The following is an 18,666-nucleotide window of genomic DNA, read 5'->3' as shown; positions in this document are numbered from 1 at the left end:
GCGAGACGCCGCGCACGCGGGCCAGCGCATCGACCGTGTCAGGCGCCGTGGCCGCGATCTCCATCAGGCTTTCATCCTTGAGCAGGCGCTGGCGCGGCACGTTGACGCGCTGGGCCTCGCCCTCGCCTGAAAAGGAAGCGGCGCCGGTCAAGGCCGCTGTCGTGGCGCCCGAGCCAAAGGCAGCAGCCCCGGCGCCAGCAGCCGAACCAGCACCAGAGGCGCCTGCCGCCCGCCCGGCCCGCGCACCGGCCCGTACTGCCCGTGCCGCGCTGCGTCCTGTCAGTGAGCCGCGCCGCCGCAGCAGCCAGTCCTGTTGCTGGCCGCTGGGTGATCCGGGCACGCCGGGCTTCCACTTCTGTGGCGCAACGCCGCTGCCGGGCAAGCCGTACTGCGCCGAACATGCGCAGCTTGCCTATGTAAAGCTGCGCAGCGACCGGCGCGATAACGTGGCCTGAGCGCCTGCCGACCAACAATTCGACTTTGAAAAAAAACGCCAGGGCATTGCTGCCACTGGCGTTTTTTATATCCGCCCGGCCAGGCCGGGCGGAAGGGTGCCTCAACCAGCGCTGGCCGGGCGCGGGGGCGCGGGCTGGGCTGCCGGAGCAGGGGCGGGCGCAGCCTGCGGGGCAGGGGAGGTGATCATTTCCAGCTGGCCGGTCACCTGGCCGCCATCTTCCACCTTCAGGCGGCGGCACTTGGCCTTGCCCAGCAGGCGGCCGGTGGAGCGGATGGTCAGGCTGCCGCGCACGGTCAGTGTGCCATCGATGGTGCCCGCGAGTTCGGCGTCCTCAACCTCGACTTCGCCCTTGAACACGCCGCCCTGCGCGATCTGCAGCTCGGATGCATTGATCAGCGAGGATTCGACCGTGCCTTCCACAACCAGGCGCTCGGCATCCTGGATGGTGCCCTGCACGCTGATGCCACGCCCGACCACCAGGGTGCGGCGCTCATTTTCCTTTTTGACGGGTGCTGCAGCGCCCGGCGCACCGGGGCGTGCGCCACCCGGCGCGGGTGAGGGGGAAGGCGTGGGCGGGAAGGGCGGACGGGCCATGGATGTATTTTCCTTGCTGGCAGATGAAGAAGAGGGAGAGGCGCCACCGCCCATGACCGGGCGGCCCGGCTGCTGCGCGGGAGACGGAGTGGGGGCGGGTGGCTTGGTGTCTGCTGGCTTGCGTCGTTTAAACAATATTACCCCGCTTGGTTAGATGCTGCATCGGGGCGCGTGAACGCCCCGGAACGAAAAAGAACGCGTCTCGGGCTGGTTGCAGGCCGCAGCCCCCTATACCCGGTTATACGCCCCCCAAACCTGTCGACAAGGGCGTTAAGGGGCCGGGAGAGGCATAAAAAACTTCATGCATTGCGCCATTTACCCGCCAATGATAGCGAAGGGCGACTTTGGCCCGAAAAAATGGGTTATTTCGTGGCGCACCTGCGCCTTGCCTGCATATTGGGCCTGATCAGCGATGGGAGTGACACAGGATATGGAAAATTCGGGACAGGCGGCAGAGTGCCGGTTTGACCTGCTGGGCATCGGCAATGCGATCGTCGATGTGCTGGCGCCGGTGGAAGCTGCCTTCCCGGAGCGTAACGGCATGACGCCGGGCGGCATGATGCTGATCGATGCCGCCCGTGCCGAGGCGCTGTACGGCCAGATCCGGCGCGAGAAGGAAATGGGTGGCGGCTCGGCGGCCAATACCTGCGTCGTCGCCTCCAACATGGGTGCGCGCGTGGCCTATCTGGGCAAGGTGGCCGATGACGGGCCGGGCCAGGCGTTCGCGACCGACATGCAGGCGGCAGGCGTGTATTTCCCCTCATCGCCGCTGCAGGGTGATGCGGGCAGCGCGCACCCCACCGCGCGCTGCATCATCCTGGTCACGCCTGATGGCCAGCGCACCATGAACACCTATCTGGGCGCGTGCGTGAATTTCGGCCCTGAAGACGTGCTGGCCGATGTGGTCCAGTCCGCCAAGGTCACCTACATGGAGGGCTACCTGTTCGACCCGCCAGCCGCGCAGGAAGCCTTCCGCACCGCAGCGCGCATTGCGCATGAGGCAGGGCGCAAGGTGGCGCTCTCGCTGTCCGACAGGTTCTGCGTCGACCGCCACCGCGCGGCGTTCCTTGACCTCGTACGCGGGCATATCGACATCCTGTTCGCCAATGAGGACGAGATCCGCGCGCTGTACCAGACTGCCGATTTCGACCACGCCGCCCGCCTTGTCGCCGCCGATACGCATTTTGCCGTGCTGACCCGCTCGGAGAAGGGCAGCGTCATCATCCAGGACCAGCAGCGCATCGTCATCGACAGCGTGCGCACGCAGGTGATCGACACCACCGGCGCGGGCGATGCCTATGCCGCGGGCTTCCTGGCGGGGTGGACATCGGACCGCACGCTTGCCGAATGCGGGCGGCTGGGCAGTGTCGCCGCCTCGGAAGTGATTTCGCATTACGGCGCGCGCCCGCTCATGAACATGCGCCAGGACATGGATTTCTGACCTGAAGGGCATATGCGCGGGCGTTTGACGGGGTTGTGCGCGAAGTTTCGCGTGCAATCCGCGCCAGTCCGCTTTATCTACGCAGCCAGCAGCCAATTATTCCGCCGCCGCACGCACGGGTGTCGCCCGCATGTGCCGCCGCGCACCCGTATGGCGTAACGCCAAGGAAAGTCAGGTCAAGAGCACTTATGGATATCCGCAATATCGCCATTATCGCGCACGTCGATCATGGCAAGACCACGCTGGTCGACCAGCTTCTCAAACAGTCCGGTTCCTTCCGTGACAACCAGCACGTTGCTGAACGCGCCATGGACAGCAACGACCTCGAGCGCGAGCGTGGCATCACCATTCTTGCCAAGTGCACGTCGGTTGTGTGGAAAGATACCCGCATCAACATCATCGACACCCCGGGCCATGCCGATTTTGGCGGCGAGGTCGAGCGTATCCTGAGCATGGTTGACGGTGCCGTCGTGCTTGTCGATTCCGCCGAAGGCGCACTGCCGCAGACCAAGTTCGTGGTGGGCAAGGCGCTTGCGCGCGGCCTGAAGCCGATCGTGGTCGTGAACAAGATCGACCGTGGCGATGCCCGCCCCGATGAAGTGCATAACGAGATTTTCGACCTGTTCGCGGCCCTTGGCGCCAATGACGAGCAGCTTGACTTCCCCATGCTCTACGCATCGGGCCGCCAGGGCTGGGCCGATACCGAGATCGAGGGGCCGCGCAAGGATCTCTCGCCGCTGTTCGACCTGATCCTGAGCCACGTCCCGCCGCCGAAGGTCAACAAGGACGCGCCGTTCGCGATGGTCGCCACCATCTTGGAGAACGACAACTTCCTTGGTCGCGTGCTGACCGGCCGCGTCGAGCAGGGCACGGCGAAGATGAACATGCCGGTGCATGTGCTGCGCCCCGATGGCTCGGTGGTCGAGACCGGCCGCCTGACCAAGCTGCTCTCCTTCCGTGGCCTCGACCGCGTGCCGGTGGAAGAAGTCGAGGCAGGCGACATCGTGGCCGTGGCTGGCCTGTCGGAAGCGACGATTCCCGAGACGATCGCAGCCCTTGAAGTCAAGGAACCGCTGCCCTCCACCCCGGTTGATCCGCCGACGCTGTCCATGACCTTCCGCCTCAATGACGGCCCGCTTGGCGGCCGCGAAGGCAAGAAGGTCACCTCGCGCCAGATCCGTGACCGCCTGTTCAAGGAAACGGAAGGCAACATTGCCATCCGCGTGTCCGAAAGCCCCGAGAGCGAGGCCTTCGAGGTCGCAGGCCGTGGCGAACTCCAGCTTGGCGTGCTGATCGAGCAGATGCGCCGTGAAGGGTTTGAGCTGACCATCGGCCGCCCCCGCGTGCTGTTCCGCACCAATGAGGAAACCGGCGAGCGCGAAGAGCCGTTCGAGGAAGTCCTGATCGACGTGGACGAGCCGTATTCGGGCGTGGTGGTCGAGAAGATGGCGCTGCGCAAGGGCATCATGCAGGACATGCAGCCTTCGGGCGGCGGCAAGGTGCGCCTGAGCTTCCTCATCCCCTCACGCGGGCTGATCGGCTATCACGGCGAATTCCTGACCGATACGCGTGGCTCGGGCATCATGAACCGCCTGTTCCATGGCTATCAGCCCTATGTCGGGCCGATTCCGGGCCGTCGCAACGGGTCGCTGATCTCGTCGGAAGACGGTGCGACCACGCAGTATTCGCTGTTCTCGCTGCAGGATCGCGGCACGCTGTTCGTCGATGCGGGCGAGAAGGTTTACGTGGGCATGATCATCGGCGAGCATTCGCGTGAGAATGACCTGGAAGTAAACCCGGTGCGTGAAAAGAAGCTGACCAACATCCGTGCCGCAGGCAAGGACGAGGCCCTGCTGCTGATCCCGCCGCGCAAGATGAACCTCGAGCAGGCGATTGCCTATATCGAGGATGACGAACTTGTCGAGGTCACGCCCTCTGCCGTGCGCATCCGCAAGCGCTACCTCGACCCGCACGAGCGCAAGAAGCGCGAGCGTTCGGGTTCGGTTGACTGATTTCTGCCCGGCGTAAGGGCGGCTGCAATCTTTAGTAATGTTTCAGTTCTTGAGATTGCGGTCGCCTTGCGGCAGAAGTGGGAACATATCCATAAATTTAAGAATTTTAATTCAGGACGACTTCCCCGCTTCATGTTAGAGCAGGGAAGCCAGAGCGGCTGGCATGATTCGCCAGCCCATTGGCGTATTGGGGCATAAAGTCCTGAGTCCTGGAGTATTTTTATATGATCGTTTCCACCCGTCGTTTCCTGGCCGCCCTGTCTGCTGTGGCCGTCATGGGCGTTGCCGCACCTGTCATGGCGCAGACTGCCGAGCCCACCACCCCGGCCGTTTCCGCGCCGCAGCACGTGCCTGATGCAGCCGACGCCACCGCCCCGGCAGAAGCCGGTGCGAAGAAGAAGCATCACAGTGGCCGCCACCATAACGGCACGCACCATCACGGTGCCAAGAAGGACGCGGCGGCTCCGGCTGCTGCTGCCCCGGCCGCTCAGTAATTCCCGCATGCTCGTAACCGGCTCCGTTGTGGGCTGGTTACGGCTGCAAGAAAAAAGCCCGGCTCATGCCGGGCTTTTTTTTGCGCAAAATCCGGGCGGTGCCGCCCTGTTGCGCAAAGGCGGCACCCTGTTTGAAAGGCCTGTCCGGCTTCAGGCCGTGGCGTAGCGGTCGATGGACAGGTCGAGGCAGGGAATCTCGGTGCGCTTGTTGCTCATGCGATCCGCCAGCACGCGGCCCGAGCCGCAGGCCATGGTCCAGCCCAGCGTGCCGTGGCCGGTATTGAGCCACAGATTGGCAAAGCGCCCCGCAGGCCCGATCACCGGCGTGCCATCGGGCGTGCTCGGGCGCAGCCCGGTCCAGTAGGCCCCCTGCGACAGGTCGCCGCCCGCGCCAAACAGTTCGCTGAACGAGAGTTCAAGCAGTTCGCGCCGGTCGCGGCTCAGGCGCAGGTTGTAGCCGGTCAGTTCCGCCGTGCCGCCAATGCGGATCCGTTCGCCCAGCCGCGTGATCGAGACCTTGTGGGTCGCGTCATTGACGGTGGAAACCGGCGCGCGGGCCGGATCGGTTACCGGCAGCGTCAGCGAATAGCCCTTGGTGGGGTAGACCGGCAGCTTTATGCCCAGCGGGCGCAGCAGCAGCGGGGAATAGCTGCCCATTGATACCACATAGGCATCCGCCGTCATGCGGCCCATGGAGGTTCGCACGCCCAGGATGTCGGTGGCCGAGGCATCGAGCGCCTCGATATTGGTCTCGTAATGGAAGGTGACGCCAAGTTCCTCTTCCGCCTTCTGGGCCAGGCGTGCGGTAAACATGTGGCAGTCGCCCGATTCATCGCCGGGCAGGTGCAGGCCGCCCTGGAACAGGTGGCGGTTTTCCATCAGGCCCGGCTCGTGGCGGGCGATGTCATCGGGGCTGAGGAACTCGTGGGCAATGCCTGCAAGGTCGAGCAGCTTCATGTCGCGGGCGGCGGCATCCACCTGCTTTTGCGTGCGGAAAAGCTGGATCAGGCCACGCTGCTCGTCATCATAGGTAATGCCGGTATCGCGGCGCAGGGCATCAAGGCAGTCGCGGCTGTAGGTTGCGATGCGCAGCATGCGGGACTTGTTGATATCGTAGTCATGCGCGTTGCAGTTGGCCAGGAGCTGTTCAAGCCAGCGCATCATGGCCAGGTCGAGGCGCGGGCGCACGACGATGGGCGCATGCGGCCCGGCCATCCAGCGCAGGACCTTGAGCGGCAGTCCGGGCTCGGCCCAGGGGGAGGAGAACCCCGGCGAGATCTGGCCCGCATTGGCAAACGAGGTTTCCATCGCAGCGGCGGGCTGGCGGTCGATGACCGTGACCTGATGGCCTTCCTTGGCGAGATACCATGCTGCCGTCACGCCAACCACGCCCGCGCCCAGAACGATAACTTTCACGGTCTGTCCCTTATTCTTCCGTCATTCACACATCGGGGATGCGCCAGACGGAAGCAATGGTCAACCATTTGAGTTATGACAGGACCGGATGGCTGGAATCCGCCCCCCGTCAGCCCGCGGGCACGCCCTTGCTGGTCGAATATTCAAAATGCAGCGCCCTGTCAGGGTGCACGATGGGGTGGATGGCGTGGGCCGCCATGGCCCCTTCGGTAAAGCCCTGCAGGATCAGCTTGAGCTTGCCGGGATAGGTCGCCACATCGCCCACCGCGAAAATGCCGGGCAGGCTGCTCTCGCAGGTGGAAGGTGTTACGGGAATGGTGCCGCGCACCGTGTCAAGCCCCCACTGGGCAATCGGCCCCAGGTCGGTCGCCAGCCCGAAAAAAGGCAGCAGGTGGTCGCACGCCACATGCCGGACCGTGCCATCGAGTGTTGCCAGGTCCACGCCCGCAAGCTGGCCGTCGGTGCCATGCAGGCCGTGTAGCTGGTAGCCGATGATCTTTTCCACCTCGCCACGGCTGACGGCCTCGTCAAGCTGGCGCAGGCTCTCGGGGGCGGCGCGGAAGCGGTCGCGGCGGTGCACCAGCTTCACGCTGCGGGCCACATCGCGCAATGACAGCGCCCAGTCCACCGCGGAATCGCCTCCGCCTGCAATCAGCACGTCTTTGCCCGCAAAATCGGCGCGGCGGCGCACGAAATACTGCACGCTCCCCGTGGCCTCGAAGGCGGCCAGCCCCTCAAGCAGGGGGCGGTTGGGGCCAAACGCGCCTGCACCGGCGGCGATGATGACGGCGCGCGCTGCAATCACGTCGCCTTTGTCGGTGCCGAGCACGAAGGCGCCGCGCGTGCCCTCCAGGCTTTCGACCCGGCGGCCGAGCAGGCGCGGCACGTCAAAGGGCGCGATCTGGCGGTCAAGCGCCTCGATCAGCGCGCCCCCCTCGATGGCGGGGTGGGCAGGAATGTCATAGATCGGTTTTTCGGGGTAGAGCGCTGTGCACTGGCCGCCAATTTCATCAAGCGCGTCGATCAGCACGCAGCCAAGCTTGAGCATGCCGCATTCAAAGGCGGCGAACAGCCCGGCAGGGCCCGCGCCGATAATGGCGACATCGGTGGTGTGGGTGGGGGAGGGCGTGGTCATGTCCGGCTCGGCTGTCCTGCAGTCCGTGGTCTGGTTCAAAGGCATATCTCAGGTGCGGTTTTGCTTGGTTGTGCCCCGGGGCGCAAGTGCCAGGCGCGGTGCGGGGCGTTACGATGGCGTGCGCGGGCGCGCTAAGTCTTTGAAAACAGGTTTTTCCAAGCGTAATGGCGGTGCAGGCCGTGAAAGCGGTTTTCCACGCCCGCCACCGTGCATCCCCCTTGTGCGTGGGGGCGGGGCAGGGGCACACTGGGTGGCATGGATGCAAACCTTTCCCTGCGTGACATTCCCCTGCCCGACCCCGCGGCCACGCAGGCGCTGGGCCGGGCGCTGGCCGCCGTGCTGCGCCCCGGTGATGTCGTGCTGCTCGAGGGCGATCTGGGCGCTGGCAAGACCACGCTGGCCCGCGCCCTGCTGCGCGCGCTGTGCGGGGATGCGGAGATGGAGGTGCCCAGCCCGTCCTATACTCTGGTGCAGGTGTATGAAGCCCCCGTAGCCCCGGTCTCGCATTTTGACCTGTGGCGGCTTGATGGGCCGGACGCCCTGCATGAACTGGGGTGGGATGAGGCGTGCGAGGGCATCGTGCTGGTTGAATGGCCGGACCGGCTGGGCAACCTCACCCCGCCTGATGCGCTGCGCGTGCGCCTCGTGCCCGATGCGGCGGGCGGGCGCGTGGCCCGGCTGGCAGGCGATGCAGCCCGGCTGGCGCCGTTGACGAACCCCGATACAGGAGATGCCCCATGAGCGTGAACATGCCCCGTACCGCCATGGTTTTTGCCGCAGGGCTGGGGCGGCGCATGCGGCCTTTGAGCGAATCGGTGCCCAAGCCGCTGCTGCGCGTGGCGGGCCAGCCGATTCTGGACCATGTACTCGACCGGCTCGAGGCGGCGGGTGTGGCGCAGGTGGTGGTCAACGCCCACTGGCAGCCCGATGCCATCCATGCAGCCCTTGCCGCGCGTGCGGCCGCCCATCGCGGCCCCCGCACCGTCGAGCAGGTCGAGGACACATTGCTCGAAACCGGCGGCAGTGCGGCGAGTGCCTTGCGCGCGGGCCGGATCGGGCCGGACCCGTTCTTCCTACTCAATGGCGATGCGATGTGGCTCAACGGCCCGGTGCCCGCCCTGCGGCGGCTGGCGGCGGCGTTCGACCCCGCCTCCATGGACGCCATGCTGCTGCTCGGCGCCATGACGCGCGCGGTGGGTGAGGTGGGGCATGGTGATTTTGCCGTCGATGCCCATGGCCGCCCGCGCCGCCCACGCGCGGGCGAGATCACGCCCTATGTCTTTACCGGCGTGCAGATCGTCTCGCCCCGGCTGTTTGATGCAGCACCCGAAGGCGGCTTCAGCATGAACCGGCTGTGGGACCGGGCGATGGCGGCGGGCCGGCTGGGCGTGATCGTGCATGATTCGCTGTGGTTCCACCTCTCGCGCCCGGCCGATATCACGGCCGCCGAGCGCGTGCTGCATTCCACCCTCAACCCGGATTCGGACACCGGGCTATGACGCAGCCCGATGCGCCCTGCCTGCGTGGTCGTGCCGCCGTCATTGCGCCGCATGTGCCGTTTGTGGACCAGATCGCCGCGCGCTGGCTGGCGCAGGCGGGGGATGACGCGCAGGCCTGCGGCAACGGGCTGATCCTGCTGCCCAGCCGCCGCGCCGCCCGTGCCCTGACCGAGGCCTTCGTGCGGCAGGTCGATGGCCGCCCCATCCTGCTGCCGCGCATCGCCCCCATTGCCGGGCTGGATGAGGCCGCCCTGGCCCTGTCGGGCCGCAACGCGCTCGACCTGCCGCCTGCGGTCGATCCCGTGCGCCGCCTTGCCACGCTCACGCTGCTGGTCATGCAGGCGGGCCGTGCCTTTGGCGATGTGCAGGGCGTGGACCAGGCCTGGCCGCTGGCCCGTGCGCTGGCCGACCTGATGGATGAGGCGGAATGGGCCGAATGCGACCTGCATGACCGCCTGCCCCATGCCGCCGAAGGTGATTTTGCCCAGCACTGGCACCTGACCGTGCGGTTCCTGTCCATCATCACCCAGGTCTGGCCCGCCTGGCTGGCCGAGCAGGGGGTGATGAACCCCGTCGCCCGCCAGACCGCCCTGCTGCACGCGCAGGCGCAGCGGTGGCTGGAGGCGCCACCACCTGCGGGCTATCCCATCTGGGCGGCAGGTTTTTCCGATGCCGTGCCCTCCACCATCGCCATGCTGCGCGCGGTGCTTTCGCTACCCGATGGGCTGCTGGTGCTGCCGGGCGTGGACATGGAATGCGCCGATAACGTGTGGTGCACCCTGCCGCCCGACCACCCGCAGGCGGGCACCGCGCACATGCTGGCCGAACTCGGCCTTGAGCGGGCGGGCATGGACCAGTGGGGCGATCTGCCACGGGGCTGTGTTGCCAGCAGCCCCATCCCGCGCGCCAGCCTGCTGGCCCGCGCCCTGCTGCCCGCCCATGCGCTGGCGGGCTGGCGCGACTCCGCGGCCCCGGTCATGGCCGATGGCCTGTCGGTGCTGCGCAGCGCCGACCAGCAGGAGGAGGCGGCAGCCATCGCCATGGTGCTGCGTCAGGTGCTCGAGCAGCCGGGCAGGCGTGCCGCCCTCGTCACCCCCGATCGCGCGCTGGCCGGGCGCGTTGCCACCGAACTGGTGCGCTGGGGCGTCATTGCCGATGACAGCGCAGGCGAAAGCCTGCTCACCATACCGCAGACCGCCTTCCTGCGGCTGATCATACAGGCGGTGGATGGCGGGCTTTCGCCCGTGGCGCTGCTTTCGGTCATCAAGCACCCGCTGGCGGCGTGTGGCCTTGCGCCGGGCAACTGCCGCGCCAGCGCCCGCCAGCTCGAGCGGCTGGTGCTGCGCGGCCCCGCCCCGCCACCGGGCATTGCCGGGCTGCGCGGCGCGCTGGCCCGCGCGGCGGAAGATCCGCATGGCGCGCTGGCCGATGCGCCTGATGCGCCGGAGGAAATCACGGCCTTCATCAACCGGCTCGAAACGGTCCTCGGCCCGCTGCTGGCCTTGCCGCGCGCGAATCTGGTGCCGGTCTCGACCCTGCTTGCCGCCCTGGTCGAGACCGCGCAGGCCCTGGCCGCGACCGACACCACCGATGGCGCCGAGCGCCTGTGGGCTGGCGAGGAAGGCAACGCGCTGGGCCAGCACATGAGTGCCATGCTGGCATGGTGCGACGTGCTGCCCGATGCCCGGCTGGGCGCGCTTGACGGGCTGCTGGCCTCATCCCTTGCGGGCATGACGGTGCAGGGGCGGCGCGCGGTGCGCGGGCGCGAGGGCACGGCGGTGCATCCGCGCGTGTTCATCTGGGGCCTGCTCGAGGCGCGGTTGCAGACCGCCGATACCATCGTGCTTGGCGGCCTTGTGGAAACCGTCTGGCCCCCCGCCACCGATCCGGGGCCGTGGATGAGCCGCCCCATGCGCACCCGCGTGGGCCTGCCCTCGCCGGAATGGGCCATCGGCCAGGCCGCGCATGATTTTGTGGCGTGCGCCTGTGCCGCGCCAAGGGTGGTGCTGTCCATGGCCGCGCGGCGGCAGGGCGCGCCAACCGTGCCCGCGCGGTGGCTGGTCAGGCTCAATGCCTATCTGGCAGGCCACGGCCATGGCCTGCCGCCGCACCCCGCCCTGCGCTGGCTGGACAGCCTCGACCGGCCGCCCGGCGGGCTGGTGCAGCCAGCAAGCCCGCCGCGCCCGTGCCCGGCAGTTCCCCTGCGCCCGCGCAGCCTGTCGGTGACCGAGATCGAGACATGGATGCGCGACCCCTACGCCATCTATGCCCGCCGCATCCTGCGCCTCAACCGCCTGCCCGACCTTGAGGAACTGGCGGATGCTGCGGATTACGGCCAGATCGTGCACGCGGCGCTTGACCGCTGGTTCCGCGCCCACCCCACCGGCTGGCCTGCTGATGGTGAGGCGCAGATGCAGGCCGTCTTTGCTGATGTGCTGCGCGCGGCCGAACTGCGCCCCGCCCTTGCCGCCTGGTGGGCGCCGAGGCTGGAGCGCATCGCCACATGGTGCGCCGCGACCGAACAGGCGCGCTGCACGGCGGGTGGCAAGCGCACGGTGCTGACCGAGCTGAGCGGGCGGATGCAGCTTGAAGATCTGCCCGGCGGCCCCTTCACCCTGCGCGGCCGGGCCGACCGGATCGACCGCCACGATGATGGCACGCTGAGCCTGTTCGATTACAAGACCGGCACCCTGCCCACGCGCCGCAGCGTGCTGGAGGGCTGGCAGTCGCAACTGGTGCTCGAGGCCGCGATGATTGAAAGCGGCGGCTTTCCGCCCCCCGTGGCGGGCACGGTGGCCGAGCTGGTGTACTGGCGGCTGACCGGCGGCCATGTGCCGGCGCTGGTGCTCGACGTGGCGCGTGGGGCGGAACTGGCCGGACTGATCGCCTCATGCCGCGCGGGGCTGCGTGATCTGGTGGCCGGGTATGACAATCCCGACCAGCCCTACCTGTCGCACCCCTATCCCGGCGAGGAACCCCGCTTTGCCGATTACGCCCATCTGGCCCGCGTTGCGGAATGGAGTGCGGCGCGTGAGGAAAATGGCGGATGAACGTCTCCCCCCCAAAAACCGACACCACGATGGACGCCATCGGCCTTGCCAATGCCAGCCAGGCGCAGGCGTCCGACCCGCAGGCCTCGGTGTTCGTTTCTGCCTCGGCGGGTAGTGGCAAGACCAAGCTGCTGATCGACCGGCTGCTGCGCCTTATGCTGCCGCGTGACGTGCCCGACCGTGATGGCGTGCCCACCCGCGTTGCAGGCAGCGACCCCGGCCGCATCCTGTGCCTGACCTTTACCAAGGCGGCGGCGGCCGAGATGTCGATCCGCCTGCAGGACCGGCTGGGCCAGTGGGTCATGCTGCCCGATGCGGCGCTTGATGGCGAACTCGCCCGCCTGTCCGTGCCGGTGGATGAGCGCACGCGGCAGGTGGCGCGCGAACTCTTTGCCCGCGTGCTCGACCTGCCCGGTGGCATGCGCATTGGCACCATCCATGCCTTCTGCCAGTCGCTGCTGCGGCGCTTCCCCATCGAGGCCGCGATCAGCCCGCATTTCACCCTGATCGAGGAGACCGATGCCCGCCTGGCCCAGCGTGCCGCGGTTGAGGATGTCGTGGGTGCGGGTGGCCCCGCCGTGGGGCTGCTCGCGGGCCAGATTGGCGTGGGTGACTTCACTGCCCTGATCGCCCGGCTACAGGCGCAGGCCCGCCGCCTGCTGCCGGTGGCGCGCCAATGGGTGCGCGACCGGGCCAGTGTCGAGACCGCCGTGATGCGCCTGCTGGGCATAAGCGGGCGCAGCGTGGAGGAGGTGCTGCGCCAGGCCTGCGCCACCATCCCCGATGAGGACGCCCTGCGCGATGGCCTGCGTTACGCGGCGCAGGAGGGATCGCCTACCGTGCGCACGCAGGCCGCCACCATGCTGGACTGGCTGGGGCAGGATGCGGCCACCCGTGCTGCGACCTGGCCCGTGTGGCGCAAGGCGTTGCTTACAAACGAGGGCGCGCCCCGCCAGCGTGGCGGGCTGAACGCGAAGCTTGCCACCCTGCGCCCGGTTCTGGTCGAGCAGCTTCTGGCCGAGGCCGCGCGCGTCATCGCCATCGAGCAGCAGATGCGCGCCATTACGGTGTTTGAACTCACCTGCGCGCTGCTCTCGGTTGCCCAGCCGGTGCTCGAGCGCTACGCCACGCGCAAGAGCGCGCAGGGCATGGTCGATTATGACGACCTGATCGACCGCACGCTCGAACTGCTGCGCGATCCCGGTGCGGCATGGGTTCTGTACAAGCTCGATGGCGGCATCGACCACCTGCTGCTCGATGAGGTGCAGGATACCTCATTCGACCAGTGGGCCATTGCCGGTGGGCTGACGGCGGAGTTTTTTGCTGGCGAAGGCACGCATGAGGATGACGGCACGCCGCGCACCATCTTCGCGGTGGGGGATTACAAGCAGTCGATCTACTCCTTTCAGGGCGCCGACCCCGAGGCCTTCCGCGCGTGGCGGCAGCGCTTTCGCCAGCGTGCCAGGGCCGCCGAGGCCCTGTGGCGCGAACCGGCCCTGACCGTCTCCTTCCGCTCCACCGCACCTGTGCTCAAACTGGTGGACAGCGTGTTCGCCAACCCCGCCGCCGCCCGTGGCGTGGCCGAGCCCGATGGCACCATTCCCCGCCACGTCACCGCCCGCCCCGGGCAGGGGGGGCGCGTGGAGATCTGGCCCCCCGTGCCGGTGGAAGACGATGGCGCGGCGGTCAGCCCCTGGCAGGCGCCCACCCACAATGCGGGCCAGTCCACCGCCCAGCAGCGCCTGGCCGATACGCTGGCCGCCTGGATCGCAGCCGAGTTGCGCAGGCCCCCCGCACCGGGCGAGGCGCCGCTTGCGCCGGGGGATGTGCTGATTCTCGTGCCGCGCCGCTCGGCCTTTGCCCGCGCCCTGATCCGCGCGCTCAAGACCAACGACGTGCCGGTGGCCACCCTCGTGCGCACCGTGCTGACCGACCAGCTTGCGGTGCAGGATCTCATGGCGCTGTGCGCGTGCCTGCTGCTGCCGCAGGATGACCTGACGCTGGCCTGCGTGCTGACTTCGCCCATGGGCGGGCTGGATGATGAATCGCTCATGCATCTGGCAACGGGGCGCGATGGCAGGCCGCTGTGGGCCGTGCTGCGCGCGCGCCATGCCGAGCGGCCGGACTGGGCGGCGGCGTGGCATATCCTCAACACGCTGTTCCGGCAGGTGGATTACGCAACGCCCTACCAGCTTCTGGCCGAGGCCCTTGGCCCGCTGGGCGGGCGCACCCGGCTGCTGGCCCGCCTCGGGCCGGAGGCGGTGGAGCCGGTGGATGAGCTGCTCTCCGCAGCGCTGCGTTTTGAGGAGGCGCATGCCATCTCGTTGCAGGGCTTCCTGCACTGGCTCAATGCCTCGGACGAGACCGTGCGCCACGAGCCCGATGCCTCGGCCAACATGGTGCGTGTCATGACCGCGCACGGGGCCAAGGGGTTGCAGGCACGGCTGGTGGTGCTGCCCGACACCATCGCCAGCCCGCGCTCGGATACCAATATCCTGTGGCAGCATGACACGCAGACCGGTCTTGATATTCCCATCTGGGTGCCTCGGCGCGAACTGGCCACCGACCTGACCGCCGCCTTGCAGGAAAAGATCAGGCTGGAGGCGGCGGAGGAATATAACCGCCTGCTCTACGTGGCGCTGACCCGTGCCAGCGACCGGCTGGTGATATGCGGCTGGAAGCCAAGCCGGGGCGTGCCCGATGGCTGCTGGTATGACCTGTGCCACCGTGGCTTCGGGCAGGCCGGTGCCGAAGCCCGGCCTTTCGATCTGGGCTGGGAGGGCGAAAGCCTTGTGCTGGAAGAAAAGCGCAGCGTGCCTGCCCCGACGCCCAGGGCGCAGGCCCCGGCGCTGGATGCGGAGCCGGTTGCCCTGCCGGACTGGATGGGCCATGCGCCGCTGTGGCGGCCCGTGCTGCCCGTGGCGGAAGGCCCGCTGGCGCGCCCGCTGGCCCCCAGCCGACCCGATGACGTAGCCCTTGGCCCGCAGCCTGCCGTGCGCTCGCCGCTGGCTGCGGCCAGCACGGTGCGTGACCGCGCCGATGCCACGGCCCGGCGCGCCCGCGCCCTGCAACGCGGGCAACTGGTGCATGCCCTGTTGCAGTACCTGCCCGACTGCGCGCCCGAGGCGCGGGCGGACCTGGCCCATGCCTGGCTGTCGCGCCCGGCGGCGGGGCTTGCGCCAGACCTGCGTGATGAACTGGTGGCGGAGGTGCTCGCGGTCATGAACAGGCCGGAGCTTGCGGCCCTGTTTGCCCCCGGCAGCCGCGTGGAGCAGCCTCTGGCCGGAATCGTGGGCGAGCAGGTGATCGTGGGGCAGGTGGACCGCATGGCGGTCAATGCCGATACGGTGACGGTGTGCGACTTCAAGACCAACCGCCATCCGCCCGCCGATATTGGCCAGACCCCCGTGCTCTACCTGCGCCAGATGGCGGCCTACCGCGCCCTGCTGCGCGGGGTCTATCCTGGCAGGCAGGTCGTGTGCGTGCTGGTCTGGACCGAAGGCGTGCGCGTTGACATCCTGCCAGCAGTGCTGCTCGACCATTATGCGCCGGACCGGGTGACCTTAAAGGGGCCGGTACGGGCTTGACCACGTGCCGGGTGATTGCCATGTCAGCAGGACGCAAGGACAAAGGCAGCCGTTGCTGCCGTAAATGGAGCATTGAGTGATGGGTGAAAACACGATTGCGGTCAGCGACGACCAGTTCAAGGCGCTGGTGCTTGAATCAAAGGAACCGGTGCTGGTTGATTTCTGGGCTGAATGGTGCGGCCCGTGCAAGATGATCGCCCCGGCGCTTGAAGAACTCGGCGGCGAGTTCAAGGGCCGCATGACCGTGGCCAAGGTCGATATCGACAACAACCTGCGCACCCCCAATGAATACGGCGTGCGCAGCATTCCCACCCTGGTCCTGTTCAAGGATGGCAAGCCGGTGGCCCAGCAGACTGGTGCAATGCCCAAGAGCCAGCTCAAGGCATGGGTTGAATCCAAGCTGGGCTGATTGCACCGCGCCCGAAAGGGAAAGGTCATCAGTAAAAAAGTTTTTGGGTGCCGCCTTTTTTCAAAAAGGCGGCGTTCTTCTGAAGCTTTTTGAAAAAAGCTTCACCAAAAACTTTTTCTCTTAACGCCCGCAGGCTACATCGGTCCACGTAGTGGGGGTTGCCCCCGCATGGGCCAGCCCGGAGCGAAAGCCCGGCGCGCACAGCGTGCGGAACTCGGCCTCATGCTCGTAAGTGGGCATGAGCCGCTGCAACAGCCTGTTCTTGGCCGTGGCGGGGTGGAAATAGATTTCCGACAGGCCATCAGGCAGGTGGGCGGCCAGGGCCGAGACACGCTCGGTGGTCATGTGCCCGCTCCAGGCCAGGCCGAAGCACCAGTCATTCGTCACCAGCCCGGCCTTGTGCGCCTGATGGCGCAAAAGCCCGGTCCAGCGCCGCAGGGCGGCATCGCCCAGCGTGTCGGCATAGGTGCCGGCGGCCCGCAGCGGCTCGGGCGGCTCAAGCGGCACGCGCACCGCGCGCAGGCCGTGGCGCAGGCCGCTTTCGATCAGGTAGCGCCCCACGGTGGGGTGCAGGTGCATGTGCTTGTGCGCGTTGGCGTGGTCCAGCGCCAGCCCCGTTGCGGCAAAGGCGCGGAACTGCGCCTCGATCTCGGCAGCGAGTTCGCGGCGCACGGCAGGGCGGAAGAAATACTCAACCCCCAGCTTGAACTGGTCGGAGGGGAACTGCCCATCCTGGGGCACCAGCAGCGGAATATCGGCAGGCGGCAGGGTGGCCGGGCCTTCTATGGCCACAAGGTGCAGCCCCACCCGCAGGTCAGGCAGTTTCTTGGCGCGGCGCACGGCATCGGCGGCGGCAGGGCCGGATACCATCAGGCTCGCGGTTGAGAGCAATCCATCCCGGTGGGCGATCTCGATGGCCTCGTTGACTTCTTCCGACAGGCCGAAATCATCGGCGGATATGATAACGCGCTTCATGCTGGAAAACCGGGTGGCTTGAAAAAAGAAATGCCGGAACCCGAAGGTTCCGGCATGGATCGTGGCGCGATCAGGCCGCGCGGCGTTCGCGCAGGAACTGGAAGAACTCCACCCCTTCGCGCAGGCGGCGCTTCATCATCTGCGGGCTGCGCACCATCTCGTTCAGGATCGAGGCGATCTTGGGCGCACGGAAGTAGAACTTCCGGTAGAATTCTTCCACGCTCTGGAAGATTTCGGTGTGCGACAGGTGCGGGTAGTGCAGCGGCGCGATCTGCACGCCGTTATCATCGATCAGTTCGGCGTTCTTTTCATCCAGCCAGCCATTCTCGGTCGCCTGCTGGTGCAGGAACGTGCCGGGATAGGGCGCGGCCAGCGAGACCTGCAGCGTGTGCGGGTTGATCTCGGTGGCAAAGCGGATGGTTTCCTGAATGGTTTCCTTCGTCTCGCCCGGCAGGCCGAGGATGAAGGTGCCATGGATCTTGATGCCGAGTTCGTGGCAGTTCTTGGTGAACTCGCGCGCCGTCTCGACACGCATGCCCTTCTTGATGTTGTGCAGGATCTGCTGGTTGCCGCTCTCGTAGCCCACCAGCAGCAGGCGCAGGCCGTTGGCCTTGAGCACTTCCAGCGTCTTGCGGGGCACATTGGCCTTGGCGTTGCACGACCACGTCACGCCCAGCTTGCCCAGTTCCTTGGCGATCGCCTCGGCGCGCGGCAGGTCATCGGTGAAGGTATCGTCGTCGAAGAAGAATTCCTTCACCTGCGGGAAATACTGCTTCGCCAGGCGGATCTCGGCAGCCACATGCTCGGGGCTGCGGGTGCGGTAGTGGTGGCCGCCCACGGTCTGCGGCCACAGGCAGAAGGTGCAGCGCGACTTGCAGCCACGGCCGGTATAGATCGAGATGTAGGGGTGCATCAGGTAACCGATGAAGTAATCTTCGATCTTCAGGTCACGCTTGTACACTTCGGTCACGAACGGCAGGCTGTCCATGTCCTCGATCATGGCGCGGTCGCGGTTATGCACGATCTTGCCGTCGGCATCGCGCCAGGAGATGCCATCGACATCCTTCCACTCGCGGCCTTCCGCCATTTCCTTGATGGTGAAGTCGAACTCGTTGCGGGCCACGAAGTCCACCGGCGGGGCGTTGAGCAGGCTCTCCTCGGGCTGCACGGCCACCTTGGCGCCAACCATGCCGATCTTGACCTTGGGGTTGGCATCCTTGAGCATCTGGGCCACGCGCACGTCCGATGCGAAGGACGGCGTGGAAGTGTGCATGATGACAAGGTCGCGGTTGCGCACGTCTTCAAGGATCGGCTCCATGCCCATGCGGGCAGGCGGTGCATCGATCAGGCGGCTGCCCTCGACCATGGCAGCGGGCTGTGCCAGCCAGGTCGGGTACCAGAACGACTTGATTTCCCGCTTGGCCTGATAGCGGGAACCGGCCCCACCGTCGAATCCGTCAAACGAAGGCGGCTGGAGAAACAGGGTTTTCATCATGCTACGCGTATCCTCGGGTTCTGGCGGGGAACGGGGTTCCCTTAATACCCGTTCTTATTGACTACAGGGTGGGTTTTTAAAACGGTCCGGCGGGCTGGGGGG

13 protein-coding genes and 2 pseudogenes are annotated in these 18,666 nt (G+C 67.1%); 9 read left to right on the top strand and 6 right to left on the bottom strand.

Translation table 11 applies throughout. The annotated features are described in order from the left end of the window. A pseudogene (locus HNW77_RS18175) lies at positions 1 to 124 on the bottom strand (HRDC domain-containing protein); the annotation flags it as partial. On the opposite strand from HNW77_RS18175, the pseudogene HNW77_RS15005 reads away from it, so the two are divergent. Continuing rightward, a pseudogene (locus tag HNW77_RS15005) lies at positions 114 to 455 on the top strand (GcrA family cell cycle regulator); the annotation flags it as partial. The pseudogenes HNW77_RS18175 and HNW77_RS15005 overlap by 11 nt on opposite strands. A 101-nt stretch (positions 456 to 556) precedes the next feature. On the opposite strand, the gene HNW77_RS15000 reads toward HNW77_RS15005, so the two are convergent. After that, on the bottom strand, positions 557 to 1,051 hold the full coding sequence (locus HNW77_RS15000; RefSeq protein ID WP_172158699.1) for a bactofilin family protein: 495 nt from the start codon (positions 1,049 to 1,051) through the stop codon (positions 557 to 559). 430 nt (positions 1,052 to 1,481) lie between these two features. Here HNW77_RS15000 and HNW77_RS14995 point away from each other — a divergent pair, with 430 nt between their 5' ends. From HNW77_RS14995 to HNW77_RS14985, 3 genes are all read left to right on the top strand, one after another. After that, positions 1,482 to 2,492 carry an adenosine kinase gene (locus HNW77_RS14995; RefSeq protein ID WP_172158698.1) on the top strand — a complete coding sequence of 337 codons (1,011 nt, stop codon included), beginning with the start codon at positions 1,482 to 1,484 and terminating at the stop codon, positions 2,490 to 2,492. A gap of 188 nt (positions 2,493 to 2,680) precedes the next feature. After that, positions 2,681 to 4,504: a translational GTPase TypA gene (gene typA, locus HNW77_RS14990; RefSeq protein ID WP_172158697.1), complete on the top strand. Its 1,824-nt coding sequence runs from the start codon at positions 2,681 to 2,683 to the stop codon at positions 4,502 to 4,504. Between the two features lie 224 nt (positions 4,505 to 4,728). After that, complete coding sequence (locus HNW77_RS14985) at positions 4,729 to 4,998, top strand: hypothetical protein (RefSeq protein ID WP_172158696.1); 270 nt, start codon at positions 4,729 to 4,731, stop codon at positions 4,996 to 4,998. Positions 4,999 to 5,148: 150 nt separating this feature from the next. On the opposite strand, the gene HNW77_RS14980 is transcribed toward HNW77_RS14985, so the two are convergent. Next, a complete protein-coding gene (locus HNW77_RS14980) occupies positions 5,149 to 6,414 on the bottom strand; it encodes a D-amino acid dehydrogenase (protein WP_172158695.1) in 1,266 nt (421 codons plus the stop codon). Between the two features lie 109 nt (positions 6,415 to 6,523). Then, positions 6,524 to 7,549, bottom strand: a complete 1,026-nt coding sequence (locus HNW77_RS14975; RefSeq protein ID WP_172158694.1) for an NAD(P)/FAD-dependent oxidoreductase — start codon at positions 7,547 to 7,549, stop codon at positions 6,524 to 6,526. Positions 7,550 to 7,804: 255 nt separating this feature from the next. On the opposite strand from HNW77_RS14975, the gene tsaE reads away from it, so the two are divergent. From tsaE to trxA, 5 genes are all read left to right on the top strand, one after another. Next, positions 7,805 to 8,290 (top strand): tRNA (adenosine(37)-N6)-threonylcarbamoyltransferase complex ATPase subunit type 1 TsaE, encoded by a 486-nt coding sequence (gene tsaE / locus HNW77_RS14970; RefSeq protein WP_241694509.1) that lies wholly within the window; start codon positions 7,805 to 7,807, stop codon positions 8,288 to 8,290. Next, complete coding sequence (locus HNW77_RS14965) at positions 8,287 to 9,048, top strand: nucleotidyltransferase family protein (RefSeq protein ID WP_172158693.1); 762 nt, start codon at positions 8,287 to 8,289, stop codon at positions 9,046 to 9,048. The genes tsaE and HNW77_RS14965 overlap by 4 nt, the downstream gene beginning before the upstream one ends. Continuing rightward, a complete protein-coding gene (gene addB, locus HNW77_RS14960; RefSeq protein ID WP_172158692.1) occupies positions 9,045 to 12,098 on the top strand; it encodes a double-strand break repair protein AddB in 3,054 nt (1,017 codons plus the stop codon). The genes HNW77_RS14965 and addB overlap by 4 nt, the downstream gene beginning before the upstream one ends. After that, complete coding sequence (addA, locus tag HNW77_RS14955; RefSeq protein WP_172158690.1) at positions 12,095 to 15,685, top strand: double-strand break repair helicase AddA; 3,591 nt, start codon at positions 12,095 to 12,097, stop codon at positions 15,683 to 15,685. The genes addB and addA overlap by 4 nt, the downstream gene beginning before the upstream one ends. Positions 15,686 to 15,764: 79 nt before the next feature. Further along, positions 15,765 to 16,094 (top strand): thioredoxin, encoded by a 330-nt coding sequence (gene trxA / locus HNW77_RS14950; RefSeq protein ID WP_172158689.1) that lies wholly within the window; start codon positions 15,765 to 15,767, stop codon positions 16,092 to 16,094. Positions 16,095 to 16,214: 120 nt separating this feature from the next. On the opposite strand, the gene hpnK is transcribed toward trxA, so the two are convergent. Continuing rightward, positions 16,215 to 17,069 carry a hopanoid biosynthesis-associated protein HpnK gene (gene hpnK, locus HNW77_RS14945; protein WP_172158687.1) on the bottom strand — a complete coding sequence of 285 codons (855 nt, stop codon included), beginning with the start codon at positions 17,067 to 17,069 and terminating at the stop codon, positions 16,215 to 16,217. A gap of 70 nt (positions 17,070 to 17,139) precedes the next feature. After that, positions 17,140 to 18,564 (bottom strand): hopanoid biosynthesis associated radical SAM protein HpnJ, encoded by a 1,425-nt coding sequence (gene hpnJ, locus HNW77_RS14940; RefSeq protein ID WP_061272758.1) that lies wholly within the window; start codon positions 18,562 to 18,564, stop codon positions 17,140 to 17,142. Between the last annotated feature and the right edge of the window lie 102 nt (positions 18,565 to 18,666).

It is taken from the genome of Komagataeibacter melomenusus, from assembly GCF_013155395.1.
GTDB classification, from domain to species: Bacteria; Pseudomonadota; Alphaproteobacteria; order Acetobacterales; family Acetobacteraceae; genus Komagataeibacter; species Komagataeibacter melomenusus.
The sequence above is the reverse complement of the archived record's forward strand: the minus strand, read 5'-3'. Positions and strand labels throughout refer to the sequence as shown.

What these genes read in the sequence shown, in the direction of transcription:
- HNW77_RS15000 (WP_172158699.1), bottom strand. Translation starts at nt 1,051, where the DNA reads ATGGCCCGTCCGCCCTTCCCGCCCACGCCTTCCCCCTCACCCGCGCCG.
- HNW77_RS14995 (WP_172158698.1), top strand. Translation starts at nt 1,482, where the DNA reads ATGGAAAATTCGGGACAGGCGGCAGAGTGCCGGTTTGACCTGCTGGGC.
- typA (WP_172158697.1), top strand. Translation starts at nt 2,681, where the DNA reads ATGGATATCCGCAATATCGCCATTATCGCGCACGTCGATCATGGCAAG.
- HNW77_RS14985 (WP_172158696.1), top strand. Translation starts at nt 4,729, where the DNA reads ATGATCGTTTCCACCCGTCGTTTCCTGGCCGCCCTGTCTGCTGTGGCC.
- HNW77_RS14975 (WP_172158694.1), bottom strand. Translation starts at nt 7,549, where the DNA reads ATGACCACGCCCTCCCCCACCCACACCACCGATGTCGCCATTATCGGC.
- tsaE (WP_241694509.1), top strand. Translation starts at nt 7,805, where the DNA reads ATGGATGCAAACCTTTCCCTGCGTGACATTCCCCTGCCCGACCCCGCG.
- HNW77_RS14965 (WP_172158693.1), top strand. Translation starts at nt 8,287, where the DNA reads ATGAGCGTGAACATGCCCCGTACCGCCATGGTTTTTGCCGCAGGGCTG.
- addB (WP_172158692.1), top strand. Translation starts at nt 9,045, where the DNA reads ATGACGCAGCCCGATGCGCCCTGCCTGCGTGGTCGTGCCGCCGTCATT.
- addA (WP_172158690.1), top strand. Translation starts at nt 12,095, where the DNA reads ATGAACGTCTCCCCCCCAAAAACCGACACCACGATGGACGCCATCGGC.
- trxA (WP_172158689.1), top strand. Translation starts at nt 15,765, where the DNA reads ATGGGTGAAAACACGATTGCGGTCAGCGACGACCAGTTCAAGGCGCTG.
- hpnK (WP_172158687.1), bottom strand. Translation starts at nt 17,069, where the DNA reads ATGAAGCGCGTTATCATATCCGCCGATGATTTCGGCCTGTCGGAAGAA.
- hpnJ (WP_061272758.1), bottom strand. Translation starts at nt 18,564, where the DNA reads ATGATGAAAACCCTGTTTCTCCAGCCGCCTTCGTTTGACGGATTCGAC.